The organism is Sutcliffiella horikoshii (assembly GCF_021991925.1).
GTDB lineage: Bacteria > Bacillota > Bacilli > Bacillales > Bacillaceae_I > Sutcliffiella_A > Sutcliffiella_A horikoshii_F.
Window position 1 is genome coordinate 905,412 of sequence record NZ_RXZI01000001.1, and the last position, 22,772, is coordinate 928,183.

Sequence of the window (22,772 nt, forward strand, 5' to 3'; positions counted from 1 at the left end):
TTTTGCCTCAAAAAAAGGGAGCTCCTATCTATAGGAAACTCCTTTAAGATTATACCCTTCTCATTTGAAAGACGTCTAATCCATTTTTCCACAATGACTGCATTAGCGCTACTTTAGGAGATAGACCAGGTTTTGTTGCCTCTCCTTTTCCTATTCGTTCCAATTGATTACTATACCAAGTCAATTCTAACATGGCGGTTTGATCTACAAGTTTTATCCCTGTTTTTCTTGGTTCTAGTTCGATAGAATCCCTCTTACCATGTAGAAATTCTTTGGGTAGGTAAGGATACACAGCCATTGGACGAGCAAGCCCAACCATAGATGTTGCTCCTTCCATGATTGCTTCCTTCATTCCGCTTAACGACCTGAATCCTCCGGTTACCACAAGTGGTGCTGTTGATACTTTCCTAGCCTCTGTTGCAAATTCAAGAAAGTACGCTTCCCTTTTTTTAGTACTTTTTTTTACATTTACCCCTGTCATTTGAGGACTTTCATAGGATCCCCCTGATATTTCAATCAAGTCTATTCCCAAGTGATCCAATGCTTTAATAACCTGTAGTGCTTCTTCCTCTGTAAAACCAGCCTTCATAAAATCTGCTGAATTTAGTTTGACTCCAATTGGGAAAGATTCACCAACTTGCTCACGGACCTTTCTATAGATCTCCAACAGAAATCTCATCCTGTTTTCGAGTGAACCGCCCCACTTGTCTGTCCTCTTATTGTGTCTGGGTGATAAAAACTGACTGATGAGATAACCGTGGGCACCATGGAGCTGAACCCCCGTAAATCCAGCTTTCTTGGCAATAGTAGCTGTATGGGCAAAACGTTGGATTATGTCTATTATCTCTTTTTCTTGCAGCTCCCTCGCTACGGGGAAGTAACGTTGAAGTTTTGGTTCAAACTCCACTTGAGACGGTGCCACCGCTTCTTTTACGATTCCTTTGAATACTTGTTTGCCTGGATGATTTATTTGCATCCATAATTGGGTTCCATTCTTTGTACCTGCCTTTGCCCACAACTTTAACAAATCTAGGTCTTTTTCATTTTCCACTACGACGTTTCGAGGTTCACCAAGTGCACGTTTATCGACCATGACATTACCTGTCACCACAATACCTGCTTCACTTTCTGCCCATGTTTCATATAGACGAACGAGTTTTTTTGTCGGTCGATTGTATTCATCAGCCATTCCTTCGCTCATCGCTGCTTTAAAAAATCTGTTTTTAATTTCTACCCCATTCGGCAGCAACAACTTATCATGTAGCTGTGTCATTCATACATCTCCCCTATGCTTGTCGTTAAATGGATATGAAAAAATGGTTGGAAGTCACTCCAACCACTCGCTTTTTTTGTTAATTTAGTATCTTAACGCCCCTGCACCTGCGATAATCAAAATAATGAAAAGCACTACAATCAGCGCAAATCCTCCACCATAACTTCCACCTGACATACAATTCCCTCCTTCATGTAGACTACAATACAATCTATGCATGATACTTGTCCTACGTATAGGCTAAGGAATGTTTTTTAAGCTAGAAATGTTCTGTGGGGGATTATGCCCAATTACCTTGGCGGAACAACGGTACTCTTTCTCCATCAATTGTAATCCCGTCAATATCCATGTCACTGGATCCGATCATAAAATCAACATGGGTTATGCTCGAATTCGCACCTGCTGCTTCAAGTTCATCTTCTGACATTTGCTTGCCACCTTCAAGGGCGAAAGAATAGGCATTTCCAATTGCCAAGTGGTGCGATGCATTCTCATCAAACAACGTGTTATAGAAAATAAGATTGGTATTAGAAATAGGAGAGTCATGTGGTACAAGTGCTACTTCTCCTAAATATTGTGAACCCTCATCTGTTTCAATCAGTTTTTGAAGCGTTTCATAACCTTCTTCTGCTTCAAAGGAAACAATTTTTCCATTTTCAAAAGTGATGGAAAAGTTATCAATCATGTTTCCGCCATAGTTTAGTGGTTTGGAGCTCCTCACCGTGCCATTAACTCCTGTTTTAAGTGGAGTGGTGAAGACTTCCTCTGTTGGCATGTTGGCTATAAAGGCGACCCCATTTTCGTTAATGCTTTCAGGTCCAATCCAAATATGCTTTTCAGCTAACTCAATCGTTAAGTCAGTACCTTCAGCTTTGTAAAGAAGAGATTTAAACTTTTTGTTGTTTAGGAACTCCACTTTCTCACTAAGTTTTTCCTTATGGTCCATCCAAGCTTGGACTGGATTCTCAAGATTTGCTCTTGTTGCATGGAAAATAGCTTCCCATAACTTTTCTTCTTGTTCTTGTTCTGGTAGCTCAGGGAATACTTTTGCGGACCAGCCTTTAGATGGAACAGCCACGATAGACCAGCTAATTTTATCAGCCATGACCATATTGCGATAGCCTTTGGTTGCTTCACCTGCTGCTTTTTGTAAGGTTGCAATTTTAGAAGCATCTACACCTTTTAGTAAATCTGGATTAACTGAGGTAATAGCAAGCATTGCTGCTCCTTCTCCAAATGCTTTCTCAAGCATTTCTGCTCTCCATTTAGGGAAGTATCCAAATGACTCGTCCGGTGCTTTATCATAACGGATTCTTGTTACTTGCTCATCAGACCATTCAATTTGAACTAATTTTGCTCCTGCTTCATATGCTTTTTTTGTAACAAGTCTAACGAATGGTGCTGTTGCGATGTCAGCGTTTACAATTAGTGTTTGACCTTTTTGAATATTAACTCCGACTTTAACAGTAAGTTCAGCGTATTTTTCCATGGTTGTGTGAAGATTGCTCATTATGTATCCCCCCTAAGAATTTTCCTATGTTCCCAAAAAATATCATGTTCACTAGGATTTGTCTAGTTTTCTAAAGCAAAAAGGCAGGAACCAATGTTGGTCCTGCCTTAGGGCTACGCTTACTGTTAATCTCCGTTCCAGGTGCTTCGCTTTCCGCGGGCGGTTCGGGAGCCTCCTCACTTCGTTGTACGCTACTGAAAAATTCAATAAATTTAAATGTAGCTTAGACACCGCTGTTGATTACCGAAAAAGACTTCACCTATTCAAAACCTCATTTACTCTAGGTAGGTTTGAACTGAATAGTGTCATGCCGTGTTTGAATGCGGCTAGGCCATATAACATGCTGCTCCAGTCGATTAGGGTTACTTTCGTTGGATACCAGCGGTTTGGTTGTTCAAGATGCCACCAGGATATACGGTGTAATCCGTACTTGTAAGCAGCTTTGAATTTCTCTTCGTCTTCTTTATCCTCTGGGTTAGCATACATATCATAAGGGATGTGCAAAGAATATTGTGCGTATAAATCATAAATTCCTGCAGGATAAACAGGTAGGTACCCCCCAATAATATAGGACGAAGCAATATTATGTGGAGCATCATTAATTCTGTCAGCATGATATCCACCGAATAGGCCATCGTTCGGACCTGCACCATACCCCCAGATATAAGATGGTACATCCTCAAGCTCTTTCCATTTCATTCTGTCAGCAAGACATGCATTTTTATAGAACTCCAGATAAGTTGTACTCTCTGCATATTCTGGAACTAAATAATATGGAAACTGATGAACAAAGGATGATAAAAACGCCCCGGGATGATCGTTTAGAACGGCTAGCCCACGGAACTTTTCTTGGGGAAGTTCCTTCATTTTATCCTCTGCAAAATTGTTCAACCAAAGTGCCTGGATGTTCTTGTCCTGAGAATTTCCTAGTAGAGCAAGGTAAGAGACCATTACATATTCATTGAAGGCCGGTAGTGGGGCAATCCCTTCCCCGTCCTTTGATATCATGTTAATGACACCTTTATCTTTATCTGCAACCACGATACTCCAATCAATAGAGTAAAGAAGTTTTTCGGCCATCTCCAGGATCCTTGGCTCTTTTTCAGCAAAATGATTTCCAGCGAATAGCGCACCCGTTAGGAGAAGTGTCGTATCAATTGTAGAGAACTCTGAATTCAAGTTTTCCCCTGTTTCCATATCAACAAAATGTGCAAAGAAACCCGATTTATCATCTCTGGCAACCTGGCATCCCTCTATTTCCCCTGATACCCCTTGTAAGGTTATTAATGCCTTAGAACCTGCATTATCATCCCAACCTTCTAGATCTGCAATAGCGAGGCTAATCAGACCGACACCAGTGGCAGCTATGGAGGAGCGGAAATCAGGATTTTGTCCAAGTGTCATATACCCGTCTGCATATAAACCTGTTCGTTGATTTCGCGAAGCTTCATATAGTGCATAGGAATCAAAAAATTGACGATCAAAAAACTCTTTTACTTTAGTTGGTAGATTTTTATATTCGTTGGTTGGCATCTCTTTTGCCCCTTTCATCCAGTTAATGGGAAGAATCTTGTATATTTCATGCATATGTATTATTTGTCTGATCTTATTTGTTACTGGAAATGATATAATTATCATACAAAATTTATTGTTCTGTGAAAATAGACAAAACTTCACTAGTTGGATAATTCATCGATTTTAATAGAAAGGTGAGAGTGTGATGCCCATTATTCATGGGGTTTTCTATGACATTTCCCCACATTGGGACGTAGAGAAAGCAAAAGGTTTAGACACGCTTGTTTATGTGACAGAAGGAAAAGTTCATTACCAGGTAGAAGATAGGGTTATGCAATTGACCAAAGGAGACCTTTTATTCATTCCCTCTATGTATTCTAGGTCATGGAAAAACGATAAAGACGAGGAACATCGTAAATATACCGTCGTTTTTGAGAAGAGTGAGACAGCCTATCAAAATTTTATAGAAAATGAGATTGTCTCATTCAAACCACGCAAGTCTGCTTATTATGAACAACGACTGACTTTTTTAAATGAGCAGTGGCTTAGTAAAAGGGTTTTGCACGAAGAGTTGTCTCAGAATATCTTATTGGAACTCCTAATCATGATCGCACAGGAGAAAGCAGAATGGCATACTTCCCCTGTAAAAGAATCTTCTGTCCGAGAGATGCAAGAATATATTCTTCAGCATTATCGACGGAACATTACCATAGAGGAATTGGCAGATTTAATTGGGGTGACCCCCAATTATGTAACAGTGTTGTTTAAAGAGGTGTTAAGTATTACCCCTATCCAGTATCTTCATCAGACTCGCATTAACAATGCTTGGAATTTAATTAGTACAACGAAGATGACGATCAAGGAAATTTCAGAGCATTTAGGTTATTGTGATCAGTCTTATTTTAATAGGATGTTTAAAAAATGGATGGGTATACCTCCTTCACAAGTAAAGAAGACATAAAAAAGCATAGAGATTGGACTCTATGCTTTTTCTGTGGTGCTTTTGGTTTCAGATTTTACTGCTTCCCGGAAGGCTGTTTGGAATTTTCGAGTAAATGGGCCTGGCTTTGCTTGTGAAAATGTGATGCCATCGATTTTGATGATAGGCATGACTTCACTTGTTGTTGATGTAAGAAATACTTCATCTGCCTCCATCAAATCCTCTTTATAGAATGGTTCTAGTTTATATTTCCACCCGTTCTTATTCATAATTTCTAACAGCTTCGTTCTCGTAATCCCGTTCAAAATCAAGTTATTGGCTGGGTGGGTCTGGAGAATCCCGTCTTTGACGATGAATATATTGGATGATGAACCTTCCGTAACTATCCCATCTCTGATTAAAATGGACTCAAATGCCCCCGCCTCGCTTGCTTTTTGCTTGACCATGATATTGTAGAGTAAGTTGAGGCTTTTAATATCACATCGAAGCCATCGTAAGTCTTCTGCCGTTATGGCCTCTACTCCATTAGTTTGCGCATCCAGTACACTTTTGTAAGGGAGAGGATATGCAACAAATTGGGGAGTTAGTGTTTGATCATAATGGTGTGTCCTGTTAGAGACTCCTCTTGAAATTTGGAGATAAAGTCCCCCATTTGTCATGCTATTAGCTTTAATTAGTTCAAGCAACCTGTTACAAAGCTGTTCTGGTTGCTCTGTAAGTTGGATGCCTATTTCCATTGAACTTCTATACAATCTTGCAATATGTTCTTTTAGAGTAAAAGGAATTCCTTCGTATATATTAACGACCTCATAGACCCCGTCCCCGAATTGATACCCTCTGTCCTCAATGTCCACCTTCGCTTCACTTCTGTTGATTATCTCATCATTCATCAATACTTTCATTTCAGTACCTCCACATGTGTTATTTATTCAATACAAGTACCACAGGGCAATGGTCGCTTCCCATAATATCAGCGTGAATTTCAGCGTCCTTTAATGATTCCTTTAACTTATCGGATACGATGAAATAATCAATTCGCCACCCTATATTTCTTTCGCGAACCTTATTCATATACGACCACCATGTATATTTTTCAGTGGTTTCAGGGTAAAAATGGCGGAATGTATCCGTAAAACCTTCTCCTAGCAATCTGGTCATCTTCCCTCTCTCTTCTTCCGTAAAGCCAGAATTGTTGCGGTTAGATTTAGGGTTTTTTAAGTCAATTTCCGTGTGCGCTACGTTTAGGTCGCCGCATACAATAACGGACTTCTCCTGATCCAGCATTTTTATGTAAGCTAAAAAGCGGTCTTCCCAATCCAATCTGAAAGGAAGCCTGGCCAAATCACGCTGAGAATTCGGGGTGTACACATTTACCAGAAAAAAATCCTCATACTCAAGTGTGAGTATCCTTCCTTCCGGTTCACACTCCTCAGCCTTTTCCTCATCCAAACCATAGCTCACTTGTAAAGGTTTTACTTTAGTGAAAACAGCTGTGCCAGAATATCCTTTTTTGATCGCATAGTTCCAATATTGGTAATACCCAGGGGTATCTAAATCGATTTGCCCTTCTTGAAGCTTTGTTTCCTGAATGCAGAAAATATCCGCATCCATTTCATTAAAGTAATCCATGAATCCTTTCTTAACACAAGCTCTAATACCATTTACATTCCAAGATACTAATTTCATAGGTGCATGTAATTCCCTTCTAAACTATTACTATATTTAGCCCAGTATATCAAAAAGAACCGCTTTTCAAAAAGAAAAGCGATCCCAAGCTTGGTCATTACACTTGAAATAGATGGAATTTCAATCCATAAGCGTCACTTACCATAATACTGTTCTCGCTATTCTCTTTCGTAATGATGCAGTTATTTGAACTTAAGACTCTCTTAGCATCTTCCATATTTTCAACAGCGAATTCGAAAAATACGGATTGATCATTACTTTCCTTATAATTCTCAACATATAAATTCGTGCCATTGATAGAAAACAGAGTTTCAGAATCTGTACTTTTTTCTGGTTTCATCCCAAGGATTTGATGATAAAATTCAATAGCATTCTCATAATCTTTTACTTGTATTGCTATGTTATTAGTCAACTGATAAGGGGAACGGTCATTGATTTTCTTACTTGGTCTATAATCTTCATATCCGGAAGGTAGTAGATCAAATAAGGGCCATACCGAACAAAAATCATCTCCTGGTCCGAAAAAAGCGCTTGAATGACGATATATCTCTCCCTTATCATCTTTTGTAAAGACGGTAACCCCAGGATAATAGCCACCATTCACCACAAATCCCATGTCTTCTTTAAAAGTTGTGTCCCTAGTGGATACGACTGGGAAGTTCCAGCTTCTTTCTGCTGCGAAGTTCTCTTGTACTTCTGGCTCATCCGGAGACGATATGACAAACGCAGCCTTCCTGCGTATATGATGGTATACACTATTAAATCCATCTGCCCACATCGTGCAATAGGAACAGCTTTTCCCCATATTGTGGACTACAAACAATTCACTTTTATCCTCAAATAACTCTGCCAAGCTTACCTTATCATTTTGAAAAGAAGAGAAAATATAATTTTCGACTTTCTCTTTCTCTATATTGCGTTTCATTTCCGCCAATTGCTTTTTCTTTTCAAAAATTTCCTTCTCAAGCTGTTGAATTTCTGTTAACATTTCCGTTTGGTTCAATACGCCCACTCCTTGTTTATAGAAGAAATTTGTCAAAAACATTCACTGTTCTTTACCTTGTGAATCATTTAATATGTTAATAACATTATGTTTGACTGGGAGGGATCGAATGTATTTATTTAGAATAGTTTTACCGGTTGCTATTTTCCTAATGACTGTCTTTTTTAATCTGGATCATTCCACTCCCAATAGTATTCTAGCTAATTATGAGAAATCCTTTTATTTCGAGCTGGAGAATGCCCCTTTGGATAAAAATCCCGATGACGAGAGCATTACTGGGATAGTATCTGACGGTATAAATGATAAAAACAGCCTCACCTTACTTATTCCCGAACAATCAATTATTAAATTAAACTTCCACCTTGTGACTGTTTTTTACCAGGGTAGTTATATTTGATGCTTGATGATCTGCCTCATTCTTATTCGAATTATAATGAAGGAGGAATGTCATCATGTTATGGGTACGCATCATAGCCATCAGCTTTTTTTCGTTCACTTCTATTAGTCTCTTATTATTTCAAGGGATTGAGTTCGTGAAAGCATTCAGTGATTTCTTTCACCATAGATAAATGATTAGGAAAGGCCGGGTTCCACACATGGGACCTGGCCTTTAGTATGAAATAAAATTAAATTTTCAAAAAACACAAAATATTTAAGGTGGTCCTTCATATAATAATACAACTACTACTTACCCACATTTCATGTGAAGGAGAGATGTTTATGAGAGAAGCTCCGAATTACGGAGAATTTTATCCAAAGTCATTGGTACCGATCAATAAGGATGATCTTCTGATCTTTCTAGAGAAAGTGACAGACTTTGAGTGCTGTGACAATTACAGTCATTGGTTGATTGCCCTTGAAGGCAGAGCAATGGGGACGGGAGAAGATTATTACCATTGGCAAGTGGTTGTGTTCCCGGCAGAAATAGGTGGAGGCTTCGACTATAAACATCCACTGTATGTTTCTTCCTTCTTCCTATCCATTGAGGAGGCCATTGACTACACCTCTGAAGTGGAACGGATTGCAAGTGACGGTCAACTATATACTATTGCTGGTTAGGAAAGAAAAGTGTAAAAAAAGAAAAACGCTCTGTTTTTCTTTTTGCAAACGTTTGTGAAAGAATATACATATGATGCTCCGAGCTTCCCTCCTTCCTCTACATTCAAAAAAAAGCCCACCGCTAATGCGATAGACTCTTAAGCTAAACGGAACACAATTCCATGACCGCCTTTTGGATATTCCCATTTGATATTCTGATGAGGACAACCAATCCTGCAGCTTCCACACTCATGACAACCCTCATAACCTACATGCATTCTGATGTTTTCCCATTTGTAAATTTCCGCCGGGCAGAAAATAGTACAAATCTTGTCGGGACATTTAGTCAAACAAATGTCTTCATCCATCACGGTCAAATGAGATTTGGTATCGGCGTTGAAACGAACAAGGTATTGTTTTTCTTCGATAGACTGACCCTTTTTCTGTTCACTCATTATTTCATCACCTTCCATGCCCGGTATGCATCTCGGGCTAGTTTGAGTTTTTCTTTTGGTGAGCCAAGATCCTTCCATATCTTCTTCTGCTTCTCCCATTTGGATTTACCGTCAACCGTAAACATCTGGCTGGCTGCACGGTTGACCATTGGGATATACTGGTCGAAGTATTGTGGAAACTTATTAAAGTGATGGGTGGAATCCTTGTATTTTTTCATATCCTGCCCGACAAAGCTCTTCATGAGATTGACCCTGTATTGATCCAGCGTCCGTTCGGAGAAATCCCCTATAGACATGGCTTCAAGAATAGTGGCGGCCGCCAGCCTTCCGGAGGTCATGGCAAGATTTGATCCTTCGCGGTGGATGGCATTCACCAGCTGTGCCGCATCCCCTACCACTAATACCCCGTCTGCCACAATACGCCCCATTGATTTCAGACCACCCTCAGGAATTAGATGAGCCAAGTACTCAACAGGTTCGCCGCCAGCAAGATACGGTCGGACCATTGGATGTGTTTTCACATATTCTAAAAGCTCATATGGTCTTATTTTATGCTCAATTAATCCGGATAGAAGTGTTCCGACCCCGATACTTAACGTGTCTTTATTTGTGTAGAGAAATCCTGTACCAAGAATGCCTCTCGTGGCATCCCCCAAAAGCTCAATGGTACAACCTTGGTTCTTTTCCAAATTAAAACGATCCTCAATCACTTTACTGTCCAGTTTAATGATTTCCATTGTGGCAAGGGCTACTTCATCAGGCCGGTATTCTTTGTGGAAACCAAGCGATTTACCGAGTAAGGAATTCACACCATCAGCAAGGACCACTACGTCCGCATAGACCTCACCGTCTGGCCTATCTGTCCTTACCCCCACCACTTTTCCGTTTTCAACGATACACTCCAGAACGACCGTTTCATTGACAAGTAATGCCCCCTGTTCCACGGCTTTCCCTGCAAACCATTGATCAAATTTCGCCCTTAGGACGGTGAAATTATTATAAGGTTCCTGGGCCCACTCGAGGCCTTTGTAACCGAATGTAACGGCTGATTCCTTGTCCATCATCATAAAGCGCTGCTCGACAATGGGCCTTTCAAGCGGTGCTTCTTTATGAAAATCAGGAATAATGTCCTCCATCATCTTTCTGTATAACACTCCGCCCATTACATTTTTAGACCCGGGGTATTCCCCTCTTTCCAACAAAAGAACATTCGCACCGCCCTTAGCGAGTTCATATGCACAAGAGATACCCGCAGGCCCCGCACCAACTACGATACAATCAAACTTTTCCGGCATATTACACCTCGACCTCCTCTCCGTGTAAAGCTTTATGAAATTCTTTTACAAGCAATGGGACAATTTCGAAAGCGTCACCGACAATCCCATAATGACAAGATTGGAAAATGGCTGCATCAGGGTCTTTATTAATGGCGATAATCATTCCTGAATTCTTCATTCCCACAATATGCTGGATGGCACCGGAGATACCGATGGCAAAATAAATCTTTGGGGTTACCGTCACTCCCGTCTGTCCAACCTGATGATGGTGCTCGATCCAGCCTGCCTCCACTACATCCCGGCTTGCACCAGCCACTCCTCCTAGCGTTTTGGCAAGTTGATGAACAAGTTCAAATCCTTGTGCACTTCCAAGGCCTTTTCCGCCAGCGACGACAATATCCGCTTCATCGATTCTTATCTTTTTGGTAGTTTCCCTGACAATCTTTAATACCTTTGTACGCATATCTTCTTCTTTAATATCGATTTGTTCTGAAATCAACTTACCGGCACGTCCCTTCTCAGGGTGCAGCGCTTTCATCACTTTTGGACGGACAGTTGCCATTTGTGGCCGATACTTTTTACACAGGATGGTCGCCATGACATTTCCCCCGAATGCAGGACGACTTGCCAATAGGAGTCCTGTATCCTCTTCCACATCCAGTTCGGTTGTGTCAGCAGTTAAGCCTGTGGGAAGATCCGTCGCAACTGCACTAGCAAGGTCCTTACCAGTTGATGTTGCTCCGTACAAAATGATCTCCGGCTTGTACTTTTCACTGCAATGAAGCAGTGCTTTCATAAAGGATTCTGTACGATAGAGCTTAAAGATCGGTTGGTCATATACATACACCGTATCTGCTCCATATTCAAAAACTGTGTTTGAAAGTTCTGTTACATTTTCACCAATTATAATTCCAGCAAGTTCCACTCCACGTTTGTCCGCAAGCTTTCTCCCGGCCCCAAGTAGTTCCAAGGAAACCGGTGCAACCTTCCCTTCATTTTCTTCAATGAAAACCCAGACCCCGCTATAATCCTCAAAACTCACTTTGATCCCCTCATTTCTGCAAACAACTCTTTCTTTTCGAGTACGACGGAAAGCAGCTGTTGCACTTGTTCTTCCGAGTTGCCCTCAAGTAACTTTCCTCCTTGTGGTTTAGGCGGGGCCCATACTTTCGCCACAATGGTTGGGGAGCCCTTTAACCCTAACTGTTTTCGATCTATATCCTCAAGATCATTGACAGACCAAATGACAGGTTGATATCGGGCAGCCTTTAGCATGTTAGGAAAAGAAGAATAGGGAACCTCATTAATCTCTTTTTCTACAGAAAGCAAACAAGGCAATGTAGTCTGTACGACCTCAAATCCATCTTCAAGTTTCCTATGAACCACCATATAGCCATCCTTTTTTTGGATTTCGACGACTTTATTAACAGAAGTCAATGGAGGAATATCAAGCCGTCGGGCAATACCGGGCCCTACTTGTCCTGTATCACCGTCAATGGTCATTTTCCCACAGATAATCAAATCGATCGGCTTGATTTCACTGATCTTATTGATCGCCTTTGTCAGTGCATAACTGGTTGCTAAGGTGTCCGCTCCTGCAAAAGCCCTGTCTGAAATCATGTATCCCTCGTCGGCTCCAATTTCTATGCATTTCCGAATGGCTTTTACCGCTGGTGGTGGACCCATGGTGACGACAGATACGATACCTCCATATTTATTTTTCAGGCGGACAGCCTCTTCTACCGCGTGGGCATCATAAGGATTTAATATCGCGGGCGCACTTGCCCGGTCCATCGTATTCGTTTTGGGATTCATCTTAATTACTTTCGTATCCGGTACTTGCTTTATACAGGCAACTATGTGAAGCAAATCTATTCCCTCCTGCCCTCTTAATCTATTTGGTGAATAGGTTCATGATGAATAATGTATATTCGTTCCACTACTATTACTATATAAAGTTATTTAAGAGAAAATACCGATTTTTATAGATTTGTTGACAAGCTGGTGCAAAAGAAAAGGCATTACTCTCCATTGGCGGGGAGTAATGCCTTGACTGATGACGTACCAAATTTAGTTAATCTACCTGAACTTCTGCAGATGGATTATCATACTGTTCGAACATCTGCATAATTTGAGATTCAGTATTTCTGTCTATGGAAAGAGCAGGTAGCTCATTCTTATGAAAAAATGCAACTTTGGATGTCTCTATCCCAGAGCGGGCTTCCCCTCCAATTATTTCACATGCTATAAATAATTTGTATACATGATATGGAGATGGTGGATGAGGATGACACTTCTTGTCCAGGACAGCCAGTAACTTCGTAGCTTTTACATGGAAACCTGATTCTTCAAACACTTCTTTTATGGCAACTTCTGTAGGAGAAAACCCAACATCTGCCCATCCACCGGGAAGCGACCAACCTTTATCTTGCCTCTCCTTTACAAGCAATAGCCTACCCTCTTTAAAAATAACTGCACGTATATCTACTTTTGGAGTTTGATAACCCGTTTCATTGGCAAACAAGCCCCTTATTTTCTTTTTATCCTCACCTGTCTGCTCTGACATCATTTCTACACTCATATCCCTTAATTGTTCAAAACGTTCTATATCATAGATATCCTTAGAGTAGGTTAAGCCTGCTTGTGCTATTGCTTGTATTTGTTTTGCCCAATCCAACCATTTGTCTGACATATCGAAACTCCTTCCTTTTTTGACTGTAAACCTACTTCTCTATTTTATTTAATAACCCTCTATTAAATAGTTAAATTCTATATTTAGAAAGAAAGCTTAAGAATTCCTTCTGAATAGAATGCTCATACTTTATCAGTGCATAAGTTTTTGAACCGGGAAGACTTATGCTGCGACAGTCTACTTCAAGAAACCTACCTTCTAGCAACTCTCTTCTTACAGTTGATTTAGGCAAAATCGACATGCCCAGCCCCTCAATAATAAACCTTTTAGTTATATGAGTCTGAGATACTTTCATCATTTTCGTAAAAGGATATATTACTTTTATCTGTTGACATAATTCATCCCAGTACCCTGGATGGTTATGTGTCAATAAAGTATGGTGTTGAAACATATCTTCTTCCTCTAAAGGATTGCCCGTTTCAGAATCAAATCCATCATGTGGTACCACAAGAACCAGTTCGTCATCATAGAGAAGATGGCAGAACAAGTCCATTTCCCTTTTAGGCAGGCAGGATAAGCCAATATCCACTTCCTCCCCTTCCACGGCCTGTTCAATATCAATTGATTCAATAATCCGAACGTTTATTTCAATAGTGGGATGCGTTTCTACAAACTTTTTTAAAACGTAAGGTAAAATGGTATCTGCAATTATTGGAGATATGCCAATTGTTAAACGGGAGGTGAACCCCTGTTGAAAGGAATGAAGATCTTCTATTCCCTCCTCATGAAGGGAGAGTAATCTCTTCGCATGTTTCAAGTACTTCCTTCCTGCCTCTGTTAGGCATACTTTTCTACCATCCCGGACAAACAGGATTGCTCCCACTTCTTTTTCCAATTGCTTTATATGTACAGTCACTGTTGGCTGGGATATATACAAATGTTCTGCCGCTTTTCTAAAATTATTTTTTTCAGCTGCAACTATAAACGTTCTTATCCAATTAAGCTCCAAAGAAAATTCACTCCTGATTACTATTATTAATCAACTAGTTCAAAAATATTTAATATTCATAATCAATCTTATTTTATAGAATATAGGTAATAAAAGAAAGGGTGATAAATAATGAGTCTTCAAAAAGGGTTAAAGGGTGTCATTGCAGCAGAAACCAGCATTAGTGAGGTGGATGGTTCTAATGGTCGCTTGGTATACCGAGGATATGAGATAAAAGACTTCTCAACTACTAATTCTTTTGAGGAGATTGCCCATCTCTTATGGTTTGGTGAGCTGCCTTCTAGTGAACAGTTAAAGAAGTTTAAATTAAATTTCGCATCCTATAGGTCTCTCTCTTCTACTATGGAAAAGGTTTTGTATATCCTCCCGGATGATATGGATATGATGAGTGTTATTAGAACCGTATTGTCAAGTGCAGGAAACCCATCGAGGAAATGGAAGCCAACAGTTGAAGAGGCAATGACACTCACAGCAATTGTACCTACAATCATCGCCTATCGAAAAAGGATATTAGATGGAAAAGATGTTATTCCTCCTAGTGAAGGATATGGGCATGTGGAAAACTATTTGCATATGTTAGACGGGGACAAAGCAAGACCAGAGCATATACGTGCATTAGAAACTTATATGATCTTAACAATGGAACATGGGATGAATGCCTCCACCTTTTCTGCCAGAGTAACTGCATCTACCGAATCGGACCTAGTATCTGCGGTAACTTCTGCGGTCGGGACGATGAAAGGACCACTTCATGGCGGGGCTCCCTCAGAGGTAATCTTCCTATTAAATGAATTGCGTGAAGTTAAGGATAAAGAATCACATTTACGAGAAAAAATACTGGCTGGAGAAAAGCTGATGGGATTCGGGCATCGTGTTTATAAAACGCACGATCCACGGTCTATTGCGCTTAAAGAAACGTTATTGGGCCTTGTGGGAAAAGATGTGTGGTTGGATTTGGCTTTAGAGGTAGAAAATGCAGCAATAACAGTACTGGAAGAATTGAAGCCTGGAAGAGGACTATATACGAACGTTGAGTTTTATGCTGCCGCCATTATGAAAGCAATTAATTTTGATGCTTCCCTATTTACGCCAACTTTTACAGCAAGTCGAATGGTTGGATGGACCGCCCATGTTTTAGAACAAGCAGAAGATAATGTGATCTATCGGCCATTGTCGAGGTATGTAGGGAACTAGTTTTTATCTGGCGCCTTTTATAGGTAAGGCGCTTTTTTATTGCTCTAAGAATCGCCTGTTTACATAACTATATTACAATTTATTAAATTGATAATGAAGACACTTTTAACGCAAATATACCTTCTAAAAGTCTTCATCCTCCCTCATTAGTAGTTCTTCCTATTTTCCTTACACTCCTCCAATCCCCTAACCACAAAAAAGCCAGAACCCTCATAAAAAGGTTCTGGCTTCAACAAGCTCCACCGCTTCAGCTATTCACAGCAATCATCCGAGCAATAAGATGTTTCGCTTTTGTTTTTGGACTCAAAATTTTGCAATTTCGGCTTTTCATTTTCCTCTTCCCATACTTTGGCCAAAGCCTCTGCAAATACTTCCGGGGGCTGGGCTCCGGATATGGCATACTTGCTGTTCAACACAAAGAACGGGACTCCCTGAACGCCAATCTCTTTTGCTTCCCTTTGGTCATAACGAACGTCTTTTTCAAAGGCATTCCCTGCTAACACATCTTCCACTTCCGCAGCATTCAAACCTAAGCTTACCCCTAGCTCCTTTAAATACCCCTTATCGCCAATATGCTTGGAATCAGTAAAATGAGCTTTAAGAAGGCTTTCTGTCACTTCTTTCGCTTTACCCTGAGTCTCCGAATATTTTGCTAGGCGGTGTGCATCAAACGTGTTAGTTGGAATGGATGCATCAAAGTTGAATTGCAAACCGACCTCAGACGCCTGTTTTGCAACTCCTGCACTCATCCGCTTTGCCTCTTCCACAGGCATTCCGTATTTTTTTGCAAGTATTTCATATATGGTCAAATCAGTATCACGCTTTGCATTTGGGTCTAACTCAAAGCTCTTGAATTCGATATCTATTTTATCTTTATGTGGGAAATCTTCTAATGCTTTCTCCAATCTTCGTTTACCGATATAGCAGAATGGACAAACATAATCAGACCAGATTTCTATTTTCATCGTTGCACCTCTTTTCCTGAACTAGTATGTATTATCATATCATAATGTGCGGAAAAGCTCTTACAATATGCATACTTCAAGAAGAAGGCCTACCTGAACAAGTTGATGTATTTCTTTATTAACTTTGTGAGTTTACCCTCAAAGAGCTTTTCCCGCCAGTAAAGATCTGCGGTTCGTTGAACGGCTGCAGCATGGTTTGGGTAAGGATGGATTACCATGGACAAATCACCGATCCTCTTGCCGAAATGAATGGCAGCCACCACTTCTTGCATCCAGTCCCCTGCCCCTCTACCAATGGCATGCGCGCCGATGATCGTTCCCTTTTTGTCTGTCATCAGTTTCACAAAACCTTTGGTGGAATTTGCCGTTACAAAACGGTCCACTTCAGATAACTTCATTTTGTAAACTTTATAATGTAACCCTTCCTCTATTGCTTCCTGTTCCGTTAATCCCATATGGAATATTTCTGGAGAAGAATAGGTTACCCAAGGAATTTGCTTATAGTTTATTTTTCGGCGCAAACCTAAAACCGCATTTTGCACCGCCAATTTACCTTCCATACCGGCAACATGAGTAAAAGGAAAGCTCCCATTTACATCCCCTACCGCATATACAGATGGAATGGAAGTTTGTAACAGTTTATTGACTTTAACGTAACCTTTTTTGTCCGTTGCCACCCCGATACGGTCTAGTGACAGTTGATTGGTATTTGGCACTCTTCCTGTTGCTACAAGAACGGCATCGGTTTGGAGAGTGAACTTTTCGTTTCCGACCTGTACCATCGCGACTTTAGTTCCTTGTTTCATTGTAACTTCCAGCAGTTGAGCTTTTCTGTAAATTTGAAATTCTTCTGAGAGGACGTTTTCGGCAAAGTGAATGATGTCATTATCCTCTTTCGCAAGGATATTCTCCGATTTTTGTACCACAGTGACCTTACTACCCAGCCTCGAAAATGCTTGTGCCAGCTCTATTCCAATCGGTCCACCGCCTATTACCAATAAGCTTTCTGGCAAAGATTCAATATCGAATATGGTTTTATTGGTTAGATATCCGGCTTCCTTCAACCCTGGTATATCCGGTATAAATGGACGAGATCCCGTTGCAAGTACCACTCTTTTTCCAGAAATGATTTTCTCTCCATCATTTATTGCCAACTCATTCTTGGATAGAAATGAGCCAGTTCCTTGAAAAACATCTACACCCATTTTTCGAAACCGATCGGCATCATCATGGTGTTGAATGGTTGCAATGACATCTCTGACTCGTTGCTGCACTTGTTTGAAATACTTGGAATAGTCAGGACGATACCCTAATGAAACTGCCTGATGCAACTTATTTGCTTCCTCAATTAGCGTTTTTGATGGCACACATCCATAGTGCAGACAATCTCCGCCAAGTTGCGTCCCTTTATCCACCAGTGCCACCTTTGCACCAAGTGAAGATGCACCCGCAGCTATCGTCAATCCCCCCGAACCACCACCAACTACAATTAAATCATAGTCAAAGTTTCCCATCATGACTAACCTCCACTCCTATTTATCATGATGATACATAAAAAGAGATTTTTCATCCAATATAACAGGCCCTTCAATGTGCCCATCGCCTGTCTAGAGTCCAACCTGATGGATGAACTCCCTGCATATTGCTTCAGAATCTACCCTCACGCTTACATAAGGAGGCTTTGTATTCCGGGTTGCTTCTACCGGTATTCCCAGCCAAAGAATTCGATTGTCAATCATAACAAAAGGAAAGCTTACTTCACCAGATAATCTCGAAACCCTTATTTTACATTTCTTAAGCGTGTCTTCCCACTCTTCGGGAAGGGTAACTTGATTGGGTAAACCCATTAAAATCGAGGTGTATGCATGTTCCATATCTTCAAAAACTCTTTCCCATTTTCTCGCATGCTGCCACTGAACCCTGTGGTGTTGATGCTTTATCCAACTTCCTATTTCATGTGGATGTACCTGGAGTTTAGATTTTTCCTGAAACTCCACTAGCTTTCTGATCATTTTATTGGAAGATACATTTCTTTTAATGAAGTGAGTGTCACTGATATGAACAAACTTGCCTTTGGTTCTTGTTACGGCAACGTTCAGGAGACGCTCACTTTCTTTCCCGAGTAACAGCATCCCTGGTCTCTCAAGAGGATAGCTGTCAACCGAATCGAAGATGATGACATCCCGCTCGCTCCCTTGAAAGCGATGAACCGTAGCTGCCATGATATCCGCCGTTTCTTTTTCATGTTGATATAAGTCTTGTAGCAGGATGTCCATCCATTGTGCCTGTGCTCGATATGGAGAAATATAACCGATTGATCGTGCTCCATCCATATATGCTTCATGAATCAATTGAAAGGATTGTAGTAGATGCCAAAGATTTATGCGGGATTTGCTGCTATTTTCTACAAAAGCATGCTCTCCAGTAAAACTGGTACTTAAAAGTATTGACGCTTTATCGGGAAAAGGTTGCTGTCTTGCTATATGAATTCTAGCTTTTGAGACACTTGGATGATCACCTACAAGAGAGTGATAAATATATTTATTTGTAAAAGAGGATATGTCAGGGTGCATCCTACGCTGTTCTTGTAACAAAAATAATTGGGGATGCAATTCTGATGAATGCACGCTATCCGCAACTCCTGTACGGTGGAAGACATCCTCTCTTAACCACTTTTCCACAAGTTCATGTCTTGCAGATGCAATAGGAGGAAGTTGTTTAAAATCTCCACAAATAATTATATGTTTAGCCATAGATGTTGCAAAAGCAGCTTGTGGAACATAGGCCATACTAGCCTCGTCCAAAATGATAACATCATAATCCTTTTCATATATGGCAGGATCCATTGCCGCTTTGGCCAATGTAGTTCCGGTAATGTATGCATCTTGTAAAAATTCCAATTCCTTTTGACGAATTTTCTCCAGTATTCTCGCAACCTTCGATTCAAGTTTCAGTAAGCTTTCAGAATCCCGCTTACTGAAAGATTTGGATAAATCTATCTTTAAATACTTTCTTTCTTCTATCACTTTATCCCTTTCTTCTGCAAGCCTCGGGTCCCGGTTTTGCAGTAACTGTGAGGAAGTGATGGCTGGAAGGTTTGACAACAGTTCACTGTTATGGGATCCGTACCTAAGCACATCTCCTTCAGTGTATCGTTCTTTTTTAGAAAGGAACGATGAAATTTCTCGCATAAGTACGTCTACAGATTGATTACTGTGAGAAAGTAGCAAAACTTTTTTCTTTTTAAAATATTTATTGGCGGCTACCCTGGCCAAGGTATAAGTCTTTCCAGTTCCGGGAGGCCCCCATACAAAGGTGACAGGGTTGTATTTTGAGCGAAGAATCAATTCATGGACATTGCTTTTAATGATATCAGTTGGATGTTTTGTCACATTAACCGGATTCATCAACCTATTAATACGTGCCCTTTTTTTCTTACTTTCTTTTATTTCATCCAGCCTTTGGATCAGCTGGTCCAGTAATTCCCAAGGATCATGAAAAAGATATGCTTCTGTAATCATATCCCCTAAAGATTCACCAAATGAAATAATGACGTTTTTCCCTTCGGAAGAAAGAATCTTCCCTTCTGTTTTTATCCCACCCCACTCCACTTTCACTTGTGAACCCACAGGGATTCGCACAGAAGTGTAGGTCTCGAAAAAATATGTGAAGGTGTCTTCTTTTGTCACAAGATGGCCATTTTTAATAAGATACTTTGTGCTTCCGTATTTCTTTAAATGTTGTATTTCAGCCTGTAAAGCTTTTTTCCACTCTTTTATGTATGATGAGGTTTTCATTCAGCTCTTCCTTTAGTAATTTGTGAATTTTCATTTCCAAACTATATCACAAACACAAAAAAAATAAAAAAGCCAAGGATTCTGGCAACCTATAGGTGCTGAATCCTGGCTCTATTATTTGTAAAAACTTACTACGTTCTTTAATACTTTCTTATCCTGCTTGCTAATTTTCTTAGGTTTAATAGGAGCAACAGCAGTTTTATCAGCACTTTCCATTGTGGAAATTTCAAGATAAAATGGGTTGGAGGTTTTATCACCATCTAGATACCCTTTAAGGATTTTCACTTTTGTAGTAGAACCTTTCAATAGTTCTTCATAGTCCCATGTAATATTGTTTTTGTAGGTTTTATCCATTCTTTCTTTTAATCCAAGCGCTTCTGAAACAGCATCCTCAGCAGTGCCCAAAAAAGTATCAGATCTTTTCAATCCTCTTTTTTTGATTCCATCTCCAGCTTTTGCTTGGAACAATAGACATGACATATAGGTCATCCTCTCTGTGTGTCGGCTTCACACCTTTAGACGGTGAATCTTAACACCAGGATACCAAAGGAACTTACCTTATCTTTATAGTGTAACCCCTTCAGCCAGTTTCTACCACCATTTTCTATTATTATACGTTATCATCTGAAAATATATTTACAGATTAAGTGGGAATATACGCAGGTTTATGAGATAATGAAAGAATGATTTGAAATTCCAAATGGAAAGAAGGAACATCAATGAAACAAAAAAACAAGTTCCAAGACAATGAGAAAGTCATTCTAAAAAGCACTGGCGAAGAAGTTACCATCTTAAAATTCAACTATGTCCCCAATTTAAAAAGATACTCCTACACAATAAAAGAAAACCCTAAAACTTTTTATTTTGAAGAAGAGATTAGACCTAGTTAAACTTACAAAATAACATGATGTAACGGAAGAAGTCTTGCGCACCCTGCTTAGGTTCTTTTTTTTTGTTATGTTTATTCCTTAAACGGGTAACGATAATAAAATACCCTTTGGAGGAATGAAAATGATTGTTATATATGTAAGTATCGGTATACTAGTTGTTTCAGCTTGCTTATTGGTTTTCTCCATTATTAAATTCAAGAAAAAAACACAACCGACCTTTTCCTTTTTCAGCTCGGTAGGGGAACGAATGCAGGAAGAAAACAATGCCATAACAGAGCAAGTGGAACAAATGAAAAGCAAACAAGAAGCTATCAAAAATGATATCGATTGGAAAAAGTCAGTTTTCACGTTTACACTTGCTGAAATGAAAAAAATACCAAATACGTTTAAAAGCACTTCCAAACAAAAACTAAATGAGTATGAACGTGGTATATAGTAAGACCAAAATGAAACCGACCAAACATGGTCGGTTTTAGACTGTTAACAAACTCTAATTATCTTTAGTGTTGCATTCTCTTGTTGTTCTTCGTTACAGGCGCTTCGCTTTCCGGCGGGCGGTCCGTAAGCCTCCTCACTCCGCTTCAGGGGTCTTACCTGTCCCTTCCTCCCGAGGGAGTCTTCGCGGCTTCCACTACGATCAACAGGGTATTGCATATTTCTTAAGATTATACTTTGTCTACACACTGAAACCGACCAGTATGGTCGGTTTCTTTCTGTTTGTTAGAGGGCTGTAAATTTTTCATCGTGATACTCTATCTCAGTGCGCAATCTGTCCTTATGATATATTGCATTGATTTCTCCACCTATGACAAGGGCTAAACCAGTTAGAAAGAGCCAAAGCATAAGAATGATAACTCCACCAAGACTTCCGTAAGTTGCCGAATAATTACCAAAATTACTTACATAAAATGAAAACCCGATGGAAACCATTTGCCAGATAACAGTTGCCACGATCGCGCCAGGAAAAAGTTCCTTGAACGTTTTGTTCACATTTGGTGCAATTCTATAGAGTGTAGTAATAATGGTAAAAATAACGAAAAATGCAATGATGAACCTCAGTACATTAAGTATCATAGCAGTGCTTCCCGGAATATATATTATATTTTCCAATTGACGAATAATGATTCCTCCGAAAACGGGAAGGAAAAAAGCAATCAGGAAAGCGAATATCAAACCGATGGTAAGTCCGATGGATAGTAACCTTACAAGATAGAAAGGTCTGGATTCTTCTACGTTGAAAGCTTGATTCATGGCACCGATGAATGCGTTCATCCCATTTGATGCTGACCAGATGGTCCCTAAAATTCCAACAGTCAATAGTCCTCCATTAGGTTTGTTTACGAAATCATTTATGTTCTCTTCAAAAACCGAAACAGTTTCTGGAGGCATTATAGTTTGGAGAAATTCAATGACTTTTTGTGGATCAATGTTTAGATACGGAATAATAGATAGGGCTAAAACCAGTAAGGGGAACACGGAGAGCATGTAGTAATATGCTTGTTCTGCCGCTAGTCCTGTTGCTCTGTCGTTTTTCATTTCGTTGCCTAATCTTTTTATAAATCGTATAAAACGACCCATTTATTTCCCC

Annotated in this window: 24 protein-coding genes; 6 read left to right on the top strand and 18 right to left on the bottom strand. The window is 40.0% G+C overall.

Annotated elements, in window-relative coordinates:
* Positions 1–49: 49 nt before the first annotated feature.
* The 4 genes from EKQ44_RS04440 to EKQ44_RS04455 all read right to left on the bottom strand — a co-directional run bounded on the left by EKQ44_RS04440 (position 50) and on the right by EKQ44_RS04455 (position 4,316).
* A complete protein-coding gene (locus tag EKQ44_RS04440; RefSeq protein ID WP_237662337.1) occupies positions 50–1,273 on the bottom strand; it encodes an NADH:flavin oxidoreductase/NADH oxidase family protein in 1,224 nt (407 codons plus the stop codon).
* Between the two features lie 84 nt (positions 1,274–1,357).
* Positions 1,358–1,450, bottom strand: a complete 93-nt coding sequence (locus EKQ44_RS04445; protein ID WP_230501511.1) for a YjcZ family sporulation protein — start codon at positions 1,448–1,450, stop codon at positions 1,358–1,360.
* Positions 1,451–1,553: 103 nt separating this feature from the next.
* Positions 1,554–2,783, bottom strand: coding sequence for an aminopeptidase (locus EKQ44_RS04450; protein ID WP_237662338.1), 1,230 nt, complete (start codon positions 2,781–2,783; stop codon positions 1,554–1,556).
* Positions 2,784–3,038: 255 nt separating this feature from the next.
* Positions 3,039–4,316, bottom strand: coding sequence for a hypothetical protein (locus EKQ44_RS04455; protein WP_237662339.1), 1,278 nt, complete (start codon positions 4,314–4,316; stop codon positions 3,039–3,041).
* Between the two features lie 187 nt (positions 4,317–4,503).
* Between EKQ44_RS04455 and EKQ44_RS04460 the strand changes: the two genes are divergently transcribed.
* On the top strand, positions 4,504–5,259 hold the full coding sequence (locus tag EKQ44_RS04460) for a helix-turn-helix domain-containing protein (protein WP_237662340.1): 756 nt from the start codon (positions 4,504–4,506) through the stop codon (positions 5,257–5,259).
* Between the two features lie 20 nt (positions 5,260–5,279).
* On the opposite strand, the gene dat is transcribed toward EKQ44_RS04460, so the two are convergent.
* From dat to EKQ44_RS04475, 3 genes are all read right to left on the bottom strand, one after another.
* The gene (gene dat, locus EKQ44_RS04465) at positions 5,280–6,140 is read right to left on the bottom strand and encodes a D-amino-acid transaminase (protein ID WP_237662341.1); all 861 of its coding nucleotides are present in this window, start codon (positions 6,138–6,140) and stop codon (positions 5,280–5,282) included.
* Positions 6,141–6,159: 19 nt separating this feature from the next.
* Positions 6,160–6,924, bottom strand: a complete 765-nt coding sequence (locus EKQ44_RS04470; protein ID WP_237662342.1) for an exodeoxyribonuclease III — start codon at positions 6,922–6,924, stop codon at positions 6,160–6,162.
* A 97-nt stretch (positions 6,925–7,021) separates the two neighbouring features.
* Positions 7,022–7,927, bottom strand: coding sequence for a DUF899 family protein (locus tag EKQ44_RS04475; RefSeq protein ID WP_237662343.1), 906 nt, complete (start codon positions 7,925–7,927; stop codon positions 7,022–7,024).
* A gap of 109 nt (positions 7,928–8,036) precedes the next feature.
* Here EKQ44_RS04475 and EKQ44_RS04480 point away from each other — a divergent pair, with 109 nt between their 5' ends.
* Together EKQ44_RS04480 and EKQ44_RS04485 are read left to right on the top strand one after the other, a co-directional pair.
* Positions 8,037–8,324 carry a hypothetical protein gene (locus EKQ44_RS04480; RefSeq protein ID WP_237662344.1) on the top strand — a complete coding sequence of 96 codons (288 nt, stop codon included), beginning with the start codon at positions 8,037–8,039 and terminating at the stop codon, positions 8,322–8,324.
* Positions 8,325–8,647: 323 nt separating this feature from the next.
* Positions 8,648–8,986 (top strand): hypothetical protein, encoded by a 339-nt coding sequence (locus EKQ44_RS04485; RefSeq protein ID WP_237662345.1) that lies wholly within the window; start codon positions 8,648–8,650, stop codon positions 8,984–8,986.
* Between the two features lie 137 nt (positions 8,987–9,123).
* Here the strand turns inward: EKQ44_RS04485 and EKQ44_RS04490 are convergent, their stop codons facing one another.
* The 6 genes from EKQ44_RS04490 to EKQ44_RS04515 form a co-directional block, all read right to left on the bottom strand.
* Positions 9,124–9,438, bottom strand: coding sequence for a ferredoxin family protein (locus EKQ44_RS04490; protein WP_148986245.1), 315 nt, complete (start codon positions 9,436–9,438; stop codon positions 9,124–9,126).
* Complete coding sequence (locus EKQ44_RS04495; RefSeq protein WP_237662346.1) at positions 9,420–10,715, bottom strand: FAD-dependent oxidoreductase; 1,296 nt, start codon at positions 10,713–10,715, stop codon at positions 9,420–9,422. Before EKQ44_RS04495 ends, EKQ44_RS04490 begins: the two co-directional genes overlap by 19 nt.
* Before the next feature lies 1 nt (position 10,716).
* On the bottom strand, positions 10,717–11,739 hold the full coding sequence (locus EKQ44_RS04500; RefSeq protein ID WP_237662347.1) for an electron transfer flavoprotein subunit alpha/FixB family protein: 1,023 nt from the start codon (positions 11,737–11,739) through the stop codon (positions 10,717–10,719).
* Positions 11,736–12,566, bottom strand: a complete 831-nt coding sequence (locus tag EKQ44_RS04505) for an electron transfer flavoprotein subunit beta/FixA family protein (RefSeq protein WP_237662348.1) — start codon at positions 12,564–12,566, stop codon at positions 11,736–11,738. The genes EKQ44_RS04500 and EKQ44_RS04505 overlap by 4 nt, the downstream gene beginning before the upstream one ends.
* Before the next feature lie 205 nt (positions 12,567–12,771).
* Positions 12,772–13,389, bottom strand: a complete 618-nt coding sequence (locus EKQ44_RS04510; RefSeq protein WP_237662349.1) for an NUDIX hydrolase — start codon at positions 13,387–13,389, stop codon at positions 12,772–12,774.
* A gap of 70 nt (positions 13,390–13,459) precedes the next feature.
* The gene (locus EKQ44_RS04515) at positions 13,460–14,338 is read right to left on the bottom strand and encodes a LysR family transcriptional regulator (RefSeq protein ID WP_237662350.1); all 879 of its coding nucleotides are present in this window, start codon (positions 14,336–14,338) and stop codon (positions 13,460–13,462) included.
* A 111-nt stretch (positions 14,339–14,449) separates the two neighbouring features.
* Here EKQ44_RS04515 and EKQ44_RS04520 point away from each other — a divergent pair, with 111 nt between their 5' ends.
* A complete protein-coding gene (locus EKQ44_RS04520; protein WP_237662351.1) occupies positions 14,450–15,532 on the top strand; it encodes a citrate synthase/methylcitrate synthase in 1,083 nt (360 codons plus the stop codon).
* Positions 15,533–15,783: 251 nt separating this feature from the next.
* On the opposite strand, the gene EKQ44_RS04525 is transcribed toward EKQ44_RS04520, so the two are convergent.
* The 4 genes from EKQ44_RS04525 to EKQ44_RS04540 form a co-directional block, all read right to left on the bottom strand.
* Positions 15,784–16,497, bottom strand: a complete 714-nt coding sequence (locus EKQ44_RS04525) for a DsbA family oxidoreductase (protein WP_237662352.1) — start codon at positions 16,495–16,497, stop codon at positions 15,784–15,786.
* An 89-nt stretch (positions 16,498–16,586) separates the two neighbouring features.
* The gene (locus EKQ44_RS04530) at positions 16,587–18,014 is read right to left on the bottom strand and encodes a dihydrolipoyl dehydrogenase family protein (RefSeq protein ID WP_237662353.1); all 1,428 of its coding nucleotides are present in this window, start codon (positions 18,012–18,014) and stop codon (positions 16,587–16,589) included.
* A 90-nt stretch (positions 18,015–18,104) separates the two neighbouring features.
* Positions 18,105–20,294, bottom strand: coding sequence for an AAA domain-containing protein (locus EKQ44_RS04535; RefSeq protein ID WP_237662354.1), 2,190 nt, complete (start codon positions 20,292–20,294; stop codon positions 18,105–18,107).
* A 114-nt stretch (positions 20,295–20,408) separates the two neighbouring features.
* Positions 20,409–20,774 (bottom strand): hypothetical protein, encoded by a 366-nt coding sequence (locus EKQ44_RS04540; protein WP_237662355.1) that lies wholly within the window; start codon positions 20,772–20,774, stop codon positions 20,409–20,411.
* 239 nt (positions 20,775–21,013) lie between these two features.
* Between EKQ44_RS04540 and EKQ44_RS04545 the strand changes: the two genes are divergently transcribed.
* Positions 21,014–21,184, top strand: coding sequence for a hypothetical protein (locus EKQ44_RS04545; protein ID WP_237662356.1), 171 nt, complete (start codon positions 21,014–21,016; stop codon positions 21,182–21,184).
* Between the two features lie 121 nt (positions 21,185–21,305).
* Positions 21,306–21,620, top strand: a complete 315-nt coding sequence (locus tag EKQ44_RS04550) for a hypothetical protein (RefSeq protein ID WP_237662357.1) — start codon at positions 21,306–21,308, stop codon at positions 21,618–21,620.
* Positions 21,621–21,904: 284 nt separating this feature from the next.
* Here EKQ44_RS04550 and EKQ44_RS04555 read toward each other — a convergent pair whose 3' ends face one another.
* Positions 21,905–22,762: a YihY/virulence factor BrkB family protein gene (locus EKQ44_RS04555; RefSeq protein ID WP_237662358.1), complete on the bottom strand. Its 858-nt coding sequence runs from the start codon at positions 22,760–22,762 to the stop codon at positions 21,905–21,907.
* Between the last annotated feature and the right edge of the window lie 10 nt (positions 22,763–22,772).